Source organism: Actinophytocola glycyrrhizae (assembly GCF_042653545.1).
Lineage (GTDB): Bacteria > Actinomycetota > Actinomycetes > Mycobacteriales > Pseudonocardiaceae > Actinophytocola > Actinophytocola glycyrrhizae.
On sequence record NZ_JBHSIS010000022.1, the window covers coordinates 621,253 to 637,933 of the forward strand.

Here is a 16,681-nt window from a genome sequence, read left to right on the forward strand (position 1 = left end):
GAGGCTAGCCCGCGTGGCCTCGACCAGTGGCGTCCGGGTGCTCGCCGCGCTCGCGGGGGCGGAGTTCCGGCGGTACGCCACCTACCGCCAGGCGACGTTCGCGGGCGCGTTCACCAACACCGTCTTCGGTTTCGTCCGCTGCTACACGTTGCTGTCCGTGGCGGCCGTGACCGGGACGATGGCGGGCTACGACCCGGCCCGGCTGGTCACGTTCGTGTGGGTGGGGCAGGGGCTGCTGGCGGTCGTCAACTACTGGGGGCAGCAGGAGCTGCCGGAGCGGGTGCGGACCGGGCAGGTGGTCGCCGACCTGCTGCGGCCGGTGGACCTGATGGCCGCGTTCGTCGCCGCCGACGTGGGCCGGGCCGGGCACGCGATGCTGACCCGGTTCGTGGTGCCGGTGGTGGTCGGCCTGCTGGCGTTCGACTTCTACCTGCCCGCGCACGCGTGGACCTACCCGCTGTTCGCGGTGTCGGTGCTGCTGGCGGTGCTGGTGTGTTCCGCGTGCCGGTACCTGGTGGCGCTGAGCGCGTTCTGGCTGCTGGACGTGCGTGGTGCGCAGATGGTGTGGGTGGTCGCGTCCGGCGCGGGCAGCGGGCTGTACTTCCCGGTGACCGTGCTGCCGGACTGGCTGGTGGTGGCGCTGTGGGTGGGCACCCCGTTCCCGTCGCTGCTGCAAGCGCCGCTGGACGTGCTGGTCGAGCGCGGCGGTGCCGGGCACGGGCTGCTGCTGGTGGCGGGACAGGCCGCGTGGGTGCTTGCGCTGGTCGCGCTGGGCCGGGTCGTGCAGCGGCGGGCGGTGCGGCGGTTGGTGGTGCAGGGTGGCTGAGCGGAGCTTGCGGAGCGAACATCGTGGTGAGCGGAGCTTGCGGAGCGAACATCGTGGTGAGCGGAGCTTGCGGAGCGAACATCGTGGTGAGCGGAGCTTGCGGAGCGAACATCGTGGTGAGCGGAGCTTGCAAGGCGAGCGTCGCGGCAGTCCGTACTCCAGGCTGCTGGTCGCGCAGATACGCAGTCAGACGCAGTACCGGTTCTCGTTCGCGATCGACCTGTTCTTCTCGACGGTGCTCACGTCGCTGGATCTCGTCACCGTGTGGGTGCTGTTCTCGGTCAACGACAGTCTCGGCGGGTTCGGTGGGCGGGACGTGCTGCTGATGGTGGGGATCGCGGCGCTCGCGTTCCCGGTGGCGGACCTCGTGGTCGGCAACGTCGAGCGGCTGCGGGTCTTCGTGCGGTCCGGGCTGTTCGACGCGGTACTGCTGCGGCCGCTGTCGCCGCTGTTGCAGCTGGTCGCGATGGACTTCGCGCCGCGCCGGGTGGGCCGGGTCGTGCAGGGCACGGCGATCTACGTGGTCGCGTTGCTGACCGCGCCCGTCGAGTGGTCGCCCGCGGTGTGGGTGATCGTGGTGCTGGCGCCGCTCGCGGGGGCGCTGTTCTTCGGCGCGGTGTTCGTCTTCTTCGCCACCGTCGCTTTCTGGTGGATCGACACCGGTGAGATCGCGAACGCCTTCACCTACGGCGGCAAGGATGTCTCGGCGTACCCGATGACCGTGTTCGGCGGCTGGTTTCGCCGGTTCTTCGCCTACGGACTGGGGTTCGCGTTCGTCTCCTACCTCCCGGCGCTCGCGATGCTCGGCCGCTCGGATCCGCTGGGCGTGCCGGACTGGTTGCGCTGGTGCTCGCCGCTGACCGCCTTGTCCGTCGCCGTGCTCGCCGCGTTGTTCTGGCGCACGGGTGTCCGCCACTACCGGAGCACCGGATCATGATTCACCGAACGGAGCTTGCGGAGTGAGTGACATCATCAAGACATTGTTGCTGCGCAAGGATTTCACCGTACGCAAGAAGGTCGGCCGGTTCCGTCGAACGCGGAGCACGGTGTCCGCTGTGGACGGTGTGACGCTCTCGGTCGCCGAGGGCGAGATGCTCGGCTACATCGGACCGAACGGCGCGGGCAAGTCGACCACGCTGAAGATGATGACCGGGGTGCTCACGCCGTCCGGTGGCAGCGTTTCGGTGTGCGGGCTTTCGCCGGTGCCGCAGCGCATCCAGCTCGCGCGGCGGATCGGGGTGGTGTTCGGGCAGCGGTCGCAGCTGTGGTGGGACCTGCCGCTCGCGGAGTCGTTCACGTTGCTGCGTCACATCTATCGCGTCCCGGCCGCCGACCACGCGGCGCGGCTGACCTACTGCCGCTCGCTGCTCGACCTGGACTCCTTTCTGGACACCCCGGTGCGGCAGCTCTCGCTGGGACAGCGGATGCGCGGCGAGCTGACCGCCGCCCTGCTGCACGGCCCGAAGGTGCTGTTCCTCGACGAGCCGACGATCGGGCTGGACGTGCTGAGCAAGCAGGCCGTGCGTGGTTTCCTCACCGAGCTCGGCGAACGCGGCGACACGACGGTCGTGCTGACCACCCACGACCTCGCCGACATCGAGAAGCTGTGCAGGCGCCTCGTCGTGATCGACCACGGCCGGGTCGTGCACGACGGGACGGTGGAGCAGCTGCACGCGACGTACCGGTCGAAGCGGCGGGTGGTCGCGGACCTGGACGCGCCGTGGCCGGAGGGGCTGATGCTGCCGGGCGCAGCGGTGGAGAGCGTGGCGGGTACACGGGTGACGTTGACGCTGGAGGGCGCGACCGCGGGCGAGGTCGTCGCGCGGCTGGCGCGGGCGGTGCCGTTGCGGGACCTGTCGGTGCAGGAGCCGGAGATCGAGGACGTCGTCGCGAGACTGTACTCGGGACACGCCCTGGACGGTTGACTCCGTGTAGATCACGTGAAGTGGGTCTGGCGGGTGGGCACGGCTTCCGGGCAGGGCCCCGGCGAAACGAACAGAACGCGGTTCAGAGCCGGGTGAGGGCGACCGCGACCGCCGCGGCCAGGGCGACGTTCGACAGCACCAGTGCCTCGTTCGCGTCGAGGCTCACCCCGCCGCTCGCCGTGTGGAAGTGTTCCAGCAGGACCGGGGTGACGTCGCCGCCCCGGACGTCGCCCGTCGCGACCTTCGCCATGCCTTCCGCCAGCAGGCGGTCGTGCAGTCCGCGGTCCATCTCGCTGGCCTCGGGGATCGGGTTGGTCAGCAGCACACCGGAACCGGGGCCCTGTGCGTGGTGCGCCGCGACCACGGCCGCGGCCTCCTTCGGGGTGTCGACCCGCCACGGCACCGGGAACCGGGACTCGCGGCGGTAGAACGCGGGGAAAGAGTTCGTCCGGTAGCCGAGCACCGGCACGGACCGGGTCTCCAGCACCTCGATCGTGGCGCCGATGTCCAGCACCGACTTCACCCCGGAGCAGACGACGGTGACCGGGGTGGTCGCCAGCACCTCCAGGTCGGCAGACACGTCCCACGACTTCATCTCGCCGGGCGGGGGCAGGTGCACACCGCCGAGACCACCGGTGCCGAACACGGGGATGCCCGCCGCGTACGCGATCACCGACGTGCTCGCGATCGTGGTCGCGCCGTCGCGGTTGAGCGCCACCGCGGGGCCGAGGTCGCGGGCCGACAGCTTCGCGAGCTCCGCGTCCGGTGCGCACACCCGGTCCAGCTCGGCGGCGGTGAGGCCGACGCGGATCTGCCCGTCCAGCACCGCGATCGTCGCGGGCACGGCACCGGCGGCGCGGACGGCGTCCTCGATCGCGGTCGCCACCTTGCGGTTGCGGCCCGGGGGCAGGCCGTGCGCCAGGATCGTGCTTTCCAGTGCCACCACCGCACGGCCGTCGGCCCGCGCCGCCGACACTTCCTCGGTGACTCGCATGTGGTCCTTTCCGGTCATGGCGTGACCTGCTCCGGTCGCGCGTCGGCGAGCGGCGGGAGCGGGCAGTGGATGAGCGCACACACGGTGCGGAGCAGCTCGATCTCCGACACGGTCGCAACGTCGTCGTGCCCGATCACCGTCACCATCCCGGTCACCAGGTGCTCCTTCTCCGGCCCGCCGAGCCCGTCGAGCACCGGCCACACGTTCTCCAGCATGACCGGCGGCACCGGCGTGAACGGCAGCGGCTGCCCCGGCACGACCTGCGCCAGCCCGGCACGGTACGCGTCCTCCGGCTCGCCGGGGCCACCCGCCGCCGCGAGCACCGCGAGCAGCGTCGCGACGGCCTGGTCGACCGCCTGCCGCGGGGCGCGCCGCCCGGCCCACGGCGAGGTGTGGTGCACCGACTCGTACAGCTCGCGGTGCAGCAGCCGTGACAGGCAGTACTCGCGCAGGGTCAGCACCCCGTCCGCCTGCGCGAGCGCGTGGATGCACGCGAGGACGGCGTCCTGCTGCGGGCGCGGCCGCCTGCGCAGCACGGGGAACGCCAGCTCGGCGATCGGCAGCCGCAGCACCGGGTGCAGCGACGCCAGCGTCTGCGCGTCCTGCGTCGCCGCGTCGGCGACCGACGGCCCGAACCGGCTCGCGACGATCGCCTGCTGTGTCGCCCGGGCGTGGGGGTCCTGGGCCATCAGCAGGCCGAGGACCAGCGGCAACACGGTGTCGGGGTGGCGGGCGCGGTCCAGCAGCGGCGCCGGGATGGCGGCGATGATGGAGCCTGCCCGCTGGTGCGCGGCCTGCTGGGACACCGTCCCGATCGACGCGACGACGTGGGCGGCCTGGACCGGCATGGCCGCGTTCGGCGGCGGCAGTGGCCCTTCACCGGGCGGCGCGAGCCCCAGCGCCTCGTCCTCCCGCATGCCGTCCGGTGGCCGCGCCTGCCAGGCCGAGGTGAGCTGCGCGAACTGTGCCGGGTCGAACGCCGGGTCGAGGGTGCGGATCCGCTGCTCGATGGGCGGGTGCGTGGCGAACCAGTTCGCGAAGCCCTCGCCGAACAGCATGTGGCTGACGTCCTCGGACCGCTTGTCACGCAGCTTGGCGCCCTCGGGGAGGCCGCCGATCTTCTTCAGCGCGCCGACGAGCCCCTCGGTCTGGCGGGTGTACTGCACGGCGGACGCGTCGGCGAGGTACTCCCGCTGCCGCGAGACGGCCGCCTTGATCAGCCTGCCGAAGAACACGCCGATGTAGCCGACGACCAGCAGCACGAGCCCGATCAGCGGCAGCGGGTTGCGCTCACCGCGGATCGACATCAGGATCCGGCCGATCACGGCGAGCCCGAGGATGCCGAACAGCACACCCATCAGCCGGATGTTGAGCCGCATGTCGCCGTTCACGACGTGGCTGAACTCGTGCGCGATGACGCCCTGCAACTCGTCGCGGTTGAGCCGCTCCAGCGCGCCGTGCGTGACCGCGACCGCGGCGTCGGCGGGGGTGAACCCGGCGGCGAACGCGTTGATGCCCGGTTCGTGCGGCAGCACGTACACCTCCGGCACGGGGGTGCCGGAGGCGATCGCCATCTCCTCGACGACGTTGCGCAGCCTGCGAAGCCGTGGGTCGGCGGTGTCCGCAGGCACGAACAGGCCGCCGAGCGACTGCGCGACCTTGCCACCGCCGCCGCGCTTGAGCGCCAGCATGCGGAAGAGCGACGTCAGCCCGATCGCGACGATCAGGAACAGGCTGAGCCCGATCATGATGTCGAGGATCGCCGTCGTCGGCTGCTCGGACAGCCCGAGCAGGAAGAACGCGATCAGGTCGACGACCACGACCAACGTGAGCACGGCGACCACGAACAGCACGACCAGCCGGCGCGACGACTTGCGGACGTCCTGCTGCCGTTGGAAGAAGTTCATTCGTCGCGACCGAACGAGATCTGCGGGGCCGCGCGCTTCACCGGGTCGTCCAGTTCCAGGTAGGCGGCCGGGCCGAAGGAGAACATGTTCGAGATCAGGTTCGACGGGAACGTGTCCTGCTTGTTGCGGTACACCATGACCGCGTCGTTGTAGGCCTGCCGCGCGAACGCGACCCGGTTCTCGGCGGAGGTGAGCTCCTCGGCGAGCTGGCGCATGTTGTCGCTCGCCTTGAGCTCGGGGTAGTTCTCGCTGACGAGGAAGAACCGGCCGATGCTGCCGGTCAGCGCGTTCTCGGCGCCTGCCAGCGCGGCCATCGCCCGAGGGTCGGCTGGCGCGGCCCGCTGTTGGGCCTGGACCGCGGCGGCGCGGGCGTCGACCACGGCGGTCAGCGTGTTCTGCTCGTGGCGCATGTAGGCCTTGGCGACCTCGACGAGGTTGGGGATCAGGTCGTGGCGCCGGGTGAGCTGCACGTCGATCTGCGCGTAGGCGTTCTGGTAGTTGTGCCTGGCCCGGACCAGCGCGTTGTACATCACCACGATCGCCACGACGACCAGCACGACGACGGCGACCACGGCCACCAGCAGCCACACCACGGTTGGCTCCTTCCACTGCGGTCCGCCCAGGATACGCAGGTGAGCGGCCGTGGCGTGGCCGCCAGCAGGTCAGTCGAAGATCGCCCTGGGCTTGGCCACCTCACGCAGCCAGCCCTCGATCTGCTGTTCCCAGTTGGTGCGCCCCATCGCCGCGTACTCGACGACGAACGACCCGAGCCGCGACTGTGCCCGCCCACCGAGCCCGCCGCCCTTGAGGACACGGACCCGCTTCCGCACGTCCAGCACCACCTGCACGTCCCTCGGCCGGGCCAGGAAGGAGATGGCGAGTGCGTCGAACACGTTCGCGAACGCGGGCGACGGCGCGAAGTTGATCTCCTGGAAGAACGGCAGCTGCTGGTCCACCCCGTCGACCCGGTTCTTCACGAGGTTCGCGTCCCGGAACGTGAACCCGATCCGCGTCATCGCGTCGAGGATCCGGTGCTGCGCGGGCAGCGGCTCGATCGGGATCGCGTCGACGTCCTGCGGGTCGACCACGGTGCGGGCCAGGTTCAGGTTCGTCTGCAGCCCGACCGCCATCCCGGTGAGGTACTTGCCGAACACCGTGGTGACCGGAGTCTCCCACGGCATCTGCATCTCGAACGGCACCTTGATCTGCGTGCCCGCCCGCACCAGCTCCCGGCCCGCGAGCTGCACGTTCTGGAAGGGCAGGTCGGCGGTCTCGCCTTCCGCGCCCTGCTCGACCCTGGCCAGGAGGGTCACCGCCAGTGAGTCGACCTCCTGGTCGATCTGCCCGCCGACGAGGATGACCTCGCCGTGCAACGTGCCACCGGGCCGCACGTGCGGGTCGAGGATGCGGGCGTCGACCGTCGCGCCGCCCTGGCCGAAGCTGGCCATCACCTTCTGGAACATGCGCCGCATCCTGCCAGCAGGTGAGCGGGCGCGGCGCCATTTCACGGAGCTTGCGGAGCGAGTCACGGGGGCGGTCGGGCATCATTGCATCGTGAGTACGCAGACGTTGCCAGAAGTCGACACCCAGGACACGACGGGTGACGACACGCCGAAGATGTTCCACTACGTCCGCAAGGACAAGATCGCCGAGAGCGCGGTGACCGGCTCCATGGTGGTGGCCCTGTGCGGCGAGGTCTTCCCCGTGACCCGCTCACCCAAGCCGGGTTCCCCGGTCTGCCCGGAATGCCAGAAGATCTTCAACAACCTCCCCTCAGGCGGCGACGACTGAGGTGGGGTGGCCTCCGGCCCCCGGTAACCATTCTCCCAGAGCGCACCGACAGTCCAGGCCCCGAGCACGACGGCCTGTGGACAAGTCGCGGCCACCCACCTGCCGAGTGGCCTTGCCCTCGTCGCGAGTCCCTCCTGAGGGGTGCCGAGCGCCGTGTTCAGGCCCGCGGCGTGTCCCGAAAGGCGCTCTCAGGGCATGGCCGGTGTTCCGATCGCGCCGTTGATCACCCCTCGGCCCGCAGCTCACTGCCCGCGAAGCGGGCACGCCGCGAAAGGCGCGTGCACGGCACACGACATGCCCTCAATGGCACATTCACGGCGCCCAGCGCCCTGAATGGCCCATTCACGGCACCGCCGATGTCCCAAATGTTCCGTTGATCAAGGACCGGCCCCGCTACGCGGGCCGCGCTGCGCGCGAACGCGCAGCGCCCGCAGGGGCGAAAGCCCGCGTAGCGGGCAAAGCCCCGCGCAGCGGGCCCCGCCCGTACAATCCGCCGCCACCACCGAACACCAACACTCGAGAAACACCCAAAGACCCAAGTGGGACAACGAGCACAGCAGCAAGTACCCCGGGCATGGAACGCGCGCCCAGAGCAAGCAGACCCAGCGGCACAACAGCCCCGAGAGTCACCCCTCCCGAGCAGGCTCGTGCGCCTCCACCTGCCCGTTCGGACGCTTGGGCTCACTCGCGGGCTCACTCGTGGGCTCGGCGGCCGCCACCCTGGTCATCTCCAGGCGGCGCCACCGTCGTCGCTGGCGCCGGGTCATCCTGGCGGGCCACATCTCCTGGATGGCCGCGTTGAAGTAGGCCCCGATGACGATGGCGAGCCCGATGAAGAACGCGAACAACAGGAACGCGATCGGCGTCGCCAGGGCCCCGTACGTGTAGCCGGTGGTGGTGATCCACGAGATGTAGAGCCGCAACCCGATGCTGGACAGCAGGAACACGACCATCGCGAGCATCGCGCCGGGCAGCCCGCGGTGCCACGGCAGCTTCCTGGGCAACGCGAGCTTGTAGAGCGTCGCGAGTGCCAGTACGAGCATGATGCCCAGGGCGGGGTAGTAGAACGTGTCGACCCAGAACGAGATCTCGCCCCGCCACGCGACCGGGAAGAGCTTCGGCAGCAGGTCGGGCCCGAGCGCGAGGATCGGCAGCCCGATCACCAGCAGCACGAGCGCGGCCAGGTACAGCAGCAGCGCGAAGATCCGCTGCCACACCTCGTTGCGCACGCCGTACTGGTCGTGGGCGACGGTGATCGCGTCGACGAACGACGACATGGCCGACGAGCCCGCCCACAGCGACAGCAGGAAACCGAAGGTGAGGATCTCGCCGCGCCCGTGGCGCAGTATGTCGTCGACCGTCGGCTGGATGATGTCGTCGACGACGTTGTCGCTGAACGCGGTGTGGGACCACTTGATGATCGAGTCCTGGACCGAGTCGATCACGTCCTGGCCGAACCACTGCGCGACGTAACCGAGGCTGCCGAGCAACCCGAGCAGCAGTGGCGGCAGCGAAAGCACCTGCCAGAACGCGGCCTCGGCCGCCTCGGAGAACAGGTTGCCACCCCAGGCCTTGGCCCATGTCCGCTTCAGCAGCCGCAGCGGTCCGCGACGTGGCAGGACGTCGGTCTCCTGCGTCGCGTCGTGCGCTGGGTGCTGTGGCTGGGGACTCATCTCAGGGTCAAGCATGGTCCATCGTCTGTCGGTTGGCGCGACACTCCCCGAGATCGTGACCTGCGTGTCGCGTCGGACACCGAGTCGCGCCGCGACGCGCCGACGGGCCGGAGGTAGAGTCAACGGGCCCTCAACGTCGCCCGCTGAGGGCTTCGTTGTGCCAGGAGTGCGTCCAGGGGAGGAGCTGCCGGACGAATGACATCGGTGCAGGGGACAGAAGAGGCGGCGGAGCAGGCGGTCCGGGCGGGGGGCTCCCGACCGCTGCGCGCGTGGCAGCGGCGGGCGATCACCAGGTACCTCACGACGAAGCCGCAGGACTTCCTGGCGGTGGCGACGCCGGGTGCGGGCAAGACGGTGTTCGGGCTGCGCCTGGCGGCCGAGCTGCTCGCGGACCGGGTGGTCGAGCGGATCACGATCGTGACGCCGACCGAGCACCTCAAGTACCAGTGGGCCGCCGCGGCGGCGGCCGCCGGTATCTCGATCGACCCGAACTTCCGGAACTCGGCGGGTGCCACCGCGAGCGACTACCAGGGGGTCGCGGTCACGTACGCGCAGGTCGCGGCGCACCCGATGCTGCACAGGGTGCGCACCGAGCAGCGCAAGACACTGGTCATCCTCGACGAGATCCACCACGGCGGCGACGCCAAGTCGTGGGGTGACGGCATCCGGGAGGCGTTCACGCCCGCGGTGCGCAGGGTGGCGTTGACCGGTACCCCGTTCCGCAGTGACGACTCGCCGATCCCGTTCGTGACCTACGAACCGGACGCGGGCGGGTTCATGCGCAGCAAGGCGGACCACACCTACGGGTACGCCGACGCGCTGGCCGACGGCGTGGTCCGGCCGGTGATCTTCCTGGCGTACTCGGGTGAGGCGAGCTGGCGGACCAGCGCGGGCGAGGAGTTCACCGCGCGGCTCGGCGAGCCGATGACGGGCGAGCAGACCGCGCGGGCGTGGCGGACCGCGCTCGACCCGGAGGGCGAGTGGATCCCCGCCGTGCTGCAGGCCGCCGACCTGCGGCTCGCGCAGCTGCGGCAGAGCGTGCCGGACGCAGGCGGTCTGGTGATCGCCTCGGACCACATCTCGGCGAAGGCGTACGCGAAGATCATCACCAACCTGACCGGCAGGGAGCCGGTCGTGGTGCTCTCCGACGACCCGAAGGCGTCCAGCAGGATCGCCGAGTTCTCCGAGTCCGACGACCGCTGGCTGGTCGCGGTGCGGATGGTCTCCGAAGGCGTCGACGTGCCGAGGCTGGCGGTCGGTGTGTACGCGACGAGCGCGTCCACCCCGCTGTTCTTCGCGCAGGCCGTCGGCCGGTTCGTGCGTGCGCGGCGGCCGGGGGAGACCGCGAGCGTGTTCCTGCCGAGCGTGCCGGTGCTGCTGGAGCTGGCGAGCCAGCTCGAGGCGCAGCGCGACCACATCCTCGGCAAGCCGCACCGGGAGAAGGACGGCTGGGACGACGAGCTGCTCGCGGACGCCAACCGGCAGAAGGACGAGCCCGGCGAGGAGGAGAAGGCGTTCACCTCGTTGTCGGCGTCCGCCGAGCTGGACCAGGTGATCTACGACGGCAGCTCGTTCGGCACCGCCGCGTTCGCGGGGTCGGACGAGGAGCAGGAGTACCTGGGCCTGCCGGGGTTGCTGGAGCCGGAGCAGGTGCGGGCGCTGCTGCGGCAGCGCCAGGCCAAGCAGGTGGAGGACCGGTCGAGGCAGGCGGCGGACGCCGCGCCTGCCGCGGCGCCGCAGGCGCGGTCACAGTCGGTGGCCGAGCGGCTGACCGGGTTGCGCAAGGAGTTGAACACGCTCGTCGCGATGTACCACCACCGCACCGGCAAGCCCCACGGCATGATCCACAGCGAGCTGCGCCGCGTGTGTGCCGGCCCGCCGACGGCGATGGCGACCGTGGAGCAGCTCGAGGAGCGGATCGCAACCCTGCGCTCCTGGTAGCCCCGCGCCACTGCCCTGAACGACGCTTCGGGGACGCTCGACGTCCCGAAAGCGTCGTTCAGGGCAGGCAAGCCCGTGGGGAGTTTCGCAACTTTCGGTAATCGTGTTCCCGATGGTGTCATCGGTGCCCCGCCGCCCGGGTCGGCTGGCGCCGCGGCACATCCCTGCTGGTTACCGGCTTCCCGGTACCTGCCACGATCCGGTGAATCGCTTTCGTGGAGGCACGGTCCTCTCGCGCACGCGGGCACGCGCGGCTACGCTTCGTGCCCGGTGCGCATGCCTGCGCCGATCTCCGGGTCGATGACCGCTGGATTGCCGGTTCGTTGCCAAACTGTGTCTTGTGAGGGCCGTTCGTGGCTTCCCTCACAAAGCCTCGCAGGCATATGTTGTGCACCGCAACATTTCGGCTGGGGTTGGCGTGACGCCACCAGACCGACCGTGAAGGGACCGTTGAATGCGCAGTAAAAGGCTTGCTCTCCTCGCCGCGGGGCTGGGTCTGACCCTTGCCGTGTCGGCGTGTGGTGCCAACCAGGAGTCACCGCAGAGCGACGACCAGGATTCCGGCAGCCCGTCGACGGGCGAAGGTGTCCCGGTCGGCGTCATCCTGCCCGAGACCGCGTCCTCCGCGCGTTGGGAGGGCTTCGACAAGCCCATGCTCGAGGCGGCGCTGCGGGCAGAAGGGCTCGACCCCCACATCGAGAACGCCCAGGGCGACGTGCAGAAGTTCAGCACGCTGGCGGACGGCATGATCAACGACGGCGTGAAGGTCCTGATCATCGCGTCGATCAACAGCGAGCTCGGCGGCACGGTCGCGCAGAAGGCCAACGCCCAGGGCATCCCCACCATCGACTACGACCGCCTGAACCTCGGCGGCAGCTCCGACTACTACGTGTCGTTCGACAACGTGAAGGTCGGCGAGCTGCAGGGCCAGGGCATGGCCGACGCGCTCAAGGACGCCCCGGACGGCGCCAAGATCATCGAGATCGAGGGCGCGCCGACGGACAACAACGCGACGCTGTTCTACAACGGCCAGCAGAACGTGCTCAAGCCGCTGTACGACTCGGGCAAGTTCGACCTGGTCCAGTCCCAGCCGATCGACAACTGGGACAACCAGAAGGGCGGCACGACCTTCGAGCAGATCTTCACCGCCAACGGCAGCAAGGTCGACGGCGTGGTCGCCGCGAACGACGGCCTCGCCGGCGCGGTGATCACCGTGCTGAAGAAGTACAAGCTGAACGGCAAGGTCCCCGTGACCGGCCAGGACGCCACCGCGGACGGCCTCAAGGCCATCCTCGCCGGTGACCAGTACATGACCGTCTTCAAGCCGATCAAGGAAGAGGCGGAGGCCACCGCCAAGCTGGCCGCCGCGCTCGCCAAGGGCGACAAGGCCGCCGCGGACGAGATCGCGACCGACGAGAGCGACGACCCGACCGGCAAGCGCAAGGTCAAGTCCGTCCTGCTCGAGCCGTTCATGATCACCAAGGCCGAGGTCAAGCGCGTCATCGACGAGGGCTACGTCACGGCCGAAGAGGTGTGCACCGGCGACCTGCAGGCCGTCTGTGCCGAGGTCGGAATCTCCTGATCCCAGAGTTCAGCCCGGGCCGGCCGTACCCCGCCACTGGGGTGCGGCCGGCCCGAGCAGGAGGAACCCAATGAGTGAACCCCTTCTCGAGCTGATCGGGCTCAACAAGAGCTTCGGCCCCGTGCACGTCCTGCACGACGTCGACTTCACGGTGCGGGCCGGCGAGGTCACCGCGCTGGTCGGCGACAACGGCGCCGGCAAGTCCACGCTGATCAAGTGCGTGGCCGGCATCCACCCGTTCGACTCCGGCGAGGTCCGCTTCCGCGGCAAGCCGGTCACGATCCACAGCCCGAAGGAAGCCGCCGACCTCGGCATCGAGGTCGTCTACCAGGACCTCGCACTCGCCGACAACCTCGACGTCGTGCAGAACATGTTCCTCGGCAGGGAGCGCGGCTCCCAGTGGCTGATGGACGAGTCGAGCATGGAGAAGGCCGCGCGCGAGACGCTCGCCTCGCTGTCCGTGCGCACGGTGAAGTCGGTTCGCACCCCCGTCGCGGCGCTCTCCGGTGGGCAGCGGCAGACCGTCGCCATCGCCAAGGCGGTGCTGTGGGACTCGAAGGTCGTGCTGCTCGACGAGCCGACCGCCGCGCTGGGTGTCGCGCAGACCCGCCAGGTCCTCGACCTGGTCCGCCGACTCGCGGAGCAGGGGCTCGGGGTCGTGCTGATCAGCCACAACATGGCCGACGTCTTCGAGGTCGCCGACCGGATCTCGACGCTCTACCTCGGCCGCCTCGTCGCCGACCTGCCGGTCAAGGAGACCACGCACAGCCAGGTGGTCGAGCTGATCACCGCGGGCCGCTCCGGCGATCTCGGCCTCGCCCGCCCAGAGCAACTCACCCTGTAGCGCTTCTCACCCGAGGACCCTCTCTCATGACCGAATCCCCCGCCAAGGCGGAGACGCCGCCCTCCGGCAACGCGATCTCCGACTTCGGCATCGACACCACCTCACAGTCCACCGGCGAGGCGATCAGGGACTACTTCGCCAGGCTGCGCGGCGGCGAGCTGGGTTCGATGCCCGCGCTCCTCGGCCTCGCCACCCTGGTGATCATCTTCTGGGCCCTGTCCGAGAACTTCATGACGCTGAACAACATGGCGAACCTGATCGCGCAGGGTGGCGGTCAGATCATCATCGCCATGGGCCTGGTCTTCGTCCTGCTGCTCGGCGAGATCGACCTGTCAGCGGGCACCGCGTCCGGGGTGTGCGCCTCGGTGATGGCCATGCACTACGTCGAGGCAGGCAACCTGCTCGGCGGCATGGGCACGACCGTGTTCTGGGTGTTCGAACTCGGCATGGTGGCGGCCGCCCTGCTCGCGATCCTCATGCGGATCTGGGCAGGCGCGGTGTTCAGCCTCGTGGCGTTCACCATGGCGCTGCTGGGTGTCCCGCCGAACGCGTGGCTCGAGATGCTGCTGGCGGTCTGCGTTGGCGCGGCGATCGGCTGTATCACCGGCTTCATGGTCTCCAAGATCGGCATGCCGTCGTTCGTGGTGACGCTGGCACTGTTCATCACCTGGCAGGGCGTGATCCTGCAGTTCATCGGCCAGGGTGGCGTGTTCGGCATCCGCACCTCGCAGGTGCTGTTCAACGTGGCCAACGGCAACCTGTCGGTGCTGGGCAGCTGGCTGCTGTGCCTGATCGCGGGCGGCGGCTACGCCGTCGTGGTGCTCGGCGAGCACTTCACCCGGCTGCGCAGGGGACTGGTGACCAAGCCGACGCCGATCATGGTGGGCCGGGTCGCGGTCGTCGGCGGCATCGCGGTCATCGTGACGTTCCTGTTCACGCTGAACCGTTCGCCCAACCCGGACCTGGTGACCATCCAGGGTGTCCCGTACGTGGTGCCGATCATCCTCGCGCTGCTGGTCATCGGGACCTATGTGCTGAACCGCACCCGCTACGGCAGGCACATCTACGCCGTCGGCGGAAACGCGGAGGCCGCGCGGCGCGCCGGTATCAACGTGAGCAAGATCCGTGCCAGCGTCTTCGTGGTTTCCTCCGCCGCGGCGGCGATCGGTGCGATCGTGTACTCGTCCAAGGCGGGCTCGGTCGACCCACAGGCCGGTGGCCTGAACACGCTGCTGTTCGCGGTCGGCGCCGCGGTCATCGGTGGCACCTCGCTGTTCGGTGGCCGGGGCAAGGTGGCCCACGCCGTGATCGGTGGTCTGGTGCTCGCGACCGTGAACAACGGCCTCGGGCTGCTCGCCCAGCCCGCCGCGGTGGTCAACATCATCACCGGACTGGTGCTGCTGCTGGCGGCCTCGGTCGACGCGCTGTCCCGCCGGAGGGCTGCCGTAGCATCACGGTGACTGGACAGGAGCGAGGGGTTTGACCAGCACACCAACGGGCACGCCCCTTGGCGCCCGGCCCGACGAGGTGCGCAGGCACAACCGCACTGTCCTGTTGAGAAGGCTCCACGTCGGCGGCCCGTGCACGAGGGCGTCGCTCGCGGCCGAGCTCGGGCTCAACCGCAGCACGATCAAGGCGCTCGTGGACGGGCTCGCCGAGTCCGGTGTCGTCGAGGAACGGGTGCCCCGCCAGCGCAGTGGCGCGGGGCGCCCGTCGCTCCTCGTGCTCCCGCAGCCGCACGCCGCCGTGGTGCTCGCGGTGGACGTGCGGGTCGACCAGGTGGCGATCGCGCTGGTCGGGCTCGGTGGCGAGATCCTCGGCCGCAACAGCTGGAACCTGCGGGTGCGGACCCGTGAGCCGGAGGAAGTGGTCACGCACGTGGTCGACTCGGCCGTCGTGCTCGCCGCGGACATCGGCGTGACGATGGTGGCGGGCGGGGTGTCGGTGCCCGGCGTGGTCCGCCGGTCCGACGGACTGGTCCACGAGGCGCCGAACCTGCACTGGACCGACGTGCCGCTCGGTGAGCGGCTGGCCTCGGTGTTCGACATGCCGGTCGTGGTCGGCAACGACGCGGAGCTCGGCGCGCTGGCCGAGCACCTGCGTGGCGCGGCACGGGGATCGTCGGACGCGGTGTACGTGTCGGCGGACGTCGGGGTCGGCGGTGGCGTGATCTCCGACGGGTCGGCGCTGCGCGGCACCGCGGGGTACGTCGGCGAGCTCGGCCACATGATGGTCAACCCGGCGGGGCGGCCGTGTTACTGCGGCAGCAAGGGTTGCTGGGAGACCGAGGTCGGCGAGCCCGCGCTGTGCCGGGCGCTGGGGCTGCGCGAGGGCGCGCCGCGCGGGGCGGTCGTGGCCGAGCTGCGGTCGCTGGCCACCTCGCCGACGCAGGTCAGGGAGCGGCTGGCGGAGTTCACCGAGTGGCTGACCGTCGGGCTGGTCAACGTGGTGAACGTGCTCGGCCCGGAGCTCGTGGTGCTGGGCGACCTGTTCACGGCATTGCCCGGGACACTGATCTCCGATGTGGCACAGGAGGTCCGGCGCCGCAGCCTCGTGAGCAGGGCGGTGGGCGGCACGCGGATCGAGGTGTCGATCCTGGGGGCCGACTCGACGTTGCTCGGCGCGGCGGAGCTGGCCTTCGAACCGGTGCTCGACGCGGTATGACAGTACTTATATAAGTGCTGTTACATTCGGTGGGTGACGGATCCCACCGAGCAGGGCCTCTGGCACCCCCTGCGGCTGCTGCTCGCACGCATGGACGACGACATCGCCCGCCTGTACGCCGGAACCGACATCAAGCCGACCTATGTCATGGAGCTGCTGCGGCTGCACTTCCGCGGCCCCATGACCATCCGGGAGCTGGCCGAGTCCGTGGAACGGACCCATTCCGCGCTCAGCCAGAAGGTGGCGGCCATGAAGGCGGCCGGTCTGGTCGAGGTCACCCGCGGGCCGGACGCGCGGAGCAAGCGGGTGTCCCTGACCCCGGCCGCGAGCGCGATGGTGGACGAGCTGGCCGCGGAGTGGCGGGCGACGGAGGCGGCGTCCGCCGAGCTGGAGGCGGAGCTGCCCTACCCGCTCAGCCAGGTCGTCCGCGACATGGAGGCGGCGCTGGCCCGCAGGAGTTTCCACGACCGGATCGCGGCGCGGCTCGCACAGGATCCGGCGTGGCAGCGGTGACGTGGCGGTGACGGGGCCTTG

15 protein-coding genes are annotated in these 16,681 nt (G+C 70.1%); 10 read left to right on the forward strand and 5 right to left on the reverse strand.

The window, feature by feature from the left end:
- Positions 1–13: 13 nt before the first annotated feature.
- The 3 genes from ACFPCV_RS33965 to ACFPCV_RS33975 all read left to right on the forward strand — a co-directional run bounded on the left by ACFPCV_RS33965 (position 14) and on the right by ACFPCV_RS33975 (position 2,751).
- Positions 14–826, forward strand: coding sequence for an ABC transporter permease (locus tag ACFPCV_RS33965; protein WP_378061037.1), 813 nt, complete (start codon positions 14–16; stop codon positions 824–826).
- A 127-nt stretch (positions 827–953) separates the two neighbouring features.
- Positions 954–1,763 (forward strand): ABC transporter permease, encoded by an 810-nt coding sequence (locus ACFPCV_RS33970; RefSeq protein WP_378061039.1) that lies wholly within the window; start codon positions 954–956, stop codon positions 1,761–1,763.
- A gap of 22 nt (positions 1,764–1,785) precedes the next feature.
- Entirely contained in the window at positions 1,786–2,751 is a 966-nt protein-coding gene (locus tag ACFPCV_RS33975) for an ABC transporter ATP-binding protein (RefSeq protein WP_378061041.1), read from the forward strand.
- An 82-nt stretch (positions 2,752–2,833) separates the two neighbouring features.
- Here the strand turns inward: ACFPCV_RS33975 and ACFPCV_RS33980 are convergent, their stop codons facing one another.
- The 4 genes from ACFPCV_RS33980 to ACFPCV_RS33995 form a co-directional block, all read right to left on the reverse strand.
- Positions 2,834–3,763: a pseudouridine-5'-phosphate glycosidase gene (locus ACFPCV_RS33980; RefSeq protein WP_378061043.1), complete on the reverse strand. Its 930-nt coding sequence runs from the start codon at positions 3,761–3,763 to the stop codon at positions 2,834–2,836.
- Positions 3,760–5,652: a M48 family metallopeptidase gene (locus ACFPCV_RS33985; RefSeq protein WP_378061044.1), complete on the reverse strand. Its 1,893-nt coding sequence runs from the start codon at positions 5,650–5,652 to the stop codon at positions 3,760–3,762. The genes ACFPCV_RS33980 and ACFPCV_RS33985 overlap by 4 nt, the downstream gene beginning before the upstream one ends.
- Positions 5,649–6,245, reverse strand: a complete 597-nt coding sequence (locus ACFPCV_RS33990; protein WP_378061046.1) for a LemA family protein — start codon at positions 6,243–6,245, stop codon at positions 5,649–5,651. Before ACFPCV_RS33990 ends, ACFPCV_RS33985 begins: the two co-directional genes overlap by 4 nt.
- 69 nt (positions 6,246–6,314) lie before the next feature.
- Positions 6,315–7,115 (reverse strand): sporulation protein, encoded by an 801-nt coding sequence (locus ACFPCV_RS33995; protein WP_378061048.1) that lies wholly within the window; start codon positions 7,113–7,115, stop codon positions 6,315–6,317.
- A 91-nt stretch (positions 7,116–7,206) separates the two neighbouring features.
- Between ACFPCV_RS33995 and ACFPCV_RS34000 the strand changes: the two genes are divergently transcribed.
- Entirely contained in the window at positions 7,207–7,443 is a 237-nt protein-coding gene (locus tag ACFPCV_RS34000; RefSeq protein ID WP_378061049.1) for a DUF3039 domain-containing protein, read from the forward strand.
- A 626-nt stretch (positions 7,444–8,069) separates the two neighbouring features.
- On the opposite strand, the gene ACFPCV_RS34005 is transcribed toward ACFPCV_RS34000, so the two are convergent.
- Complete coding sequence (locus ACFPCV_RS34005; RefSeq protein ID WP_378061051.1) at positions 8,070–9,116, reverse strand: YihY/virulence factor BrkB family protein; 1,047 nt, start codon at positions 9,114–9,116, stop codon at positions 8,070–8,072.
- Positions 9,117–9,311: 195 nt separating this feature from the next.
- On the opposite strand from ACFPCV_RS34005, the gene ACFPCV_RS34010 reads away from it, so the two are divergent.
- The 6 genes from ACFPCV_RS34010 to ACFPCV_RS34035 all read left to right on the forward strand — a co-directional run bounded on the left by ACFPCV_RS34010 (position 9,312) and on the right by ACFPCV_RS34035 (position 16,660).
- The gene (locus ACFPCV_RS34010) at positions 9,312–11,057 is read left to right on the forward strand and encodes a DEAD/DEAH box helicase (protein ID WP_378061053.1); all 1,746 of its coding nucleotides are present in this window, start codon (positions 9,312–9,314) and stop codon (positions 11,055–11,057) included.
- 454 nt (positions 11,058–11,511) lie between these two features.
- On the forward strand, positions 11,512–12,639 hold the full coding sequence (locus ACFPCV_RS34015) for a sugar ABC transporter substrate-binding protein (RefSeq protein ID WP_378061054.1): 1,128 nt from the start codon (positions 11,512–11,514) through the stop codon (positions 12,637–12,639).
- A gap of 70 nt (positions 12,640–12,709) precedes the next feature.
- Positions 12,710–13,483: an ATP-binding cassette domain-containing protein gene (locus ACFPCV_RS34020; RefSeq protein ID WP_378061055.1), complete on the forward strand. Its 774-nt coding sequence runs from the start codon at positions 12,710–12,712 to the stop codon at positions 13,481–13,483.
- A gap of 26 nt (positions 13,484–13,509) precedes the next feature.
- On the forward strand, positions 13,510–14,943 hold the full coding sequence (locus tag ACFPCV_RS34025; protein ID WP_378061056.1) for a sugar ABC transporter permease: 1,434 nt from the start codon (positions 13,510–13,512) through the stop codon (positions 14,941–14,943).
- A gap of 67 nt (positions 14,944–15,010) precedes the next feature.
- Positions 15,011–16,147 carry an ROK family protein gene (locus tag ACFPCV_RS34030; RefSeq protein ID WP_378061200.1) on the forward strand — a complete coding sequence of 379 codons (1,137 nt, stop codon included), beginning with the start codon at positions 15,011–15,013 and terminating at the stop codon, positions 16,145–16,147.
- Between the two features lie 33 nt (positions 16,148–16,180).
- Complete coding sequence (locus ACFPCV_RS34035) at positions 16,181–16,660, forward strand: MarR family winged helix-turn-helix transcriptional regulator (RefSeq protein ID WP_378061057.1); 480 nt, start codon at positions 16,181–16,183, stop codon at positions 16,658–16,660.
- Positions 16,661–16,681: the final 21 nt, after the last annotated feature.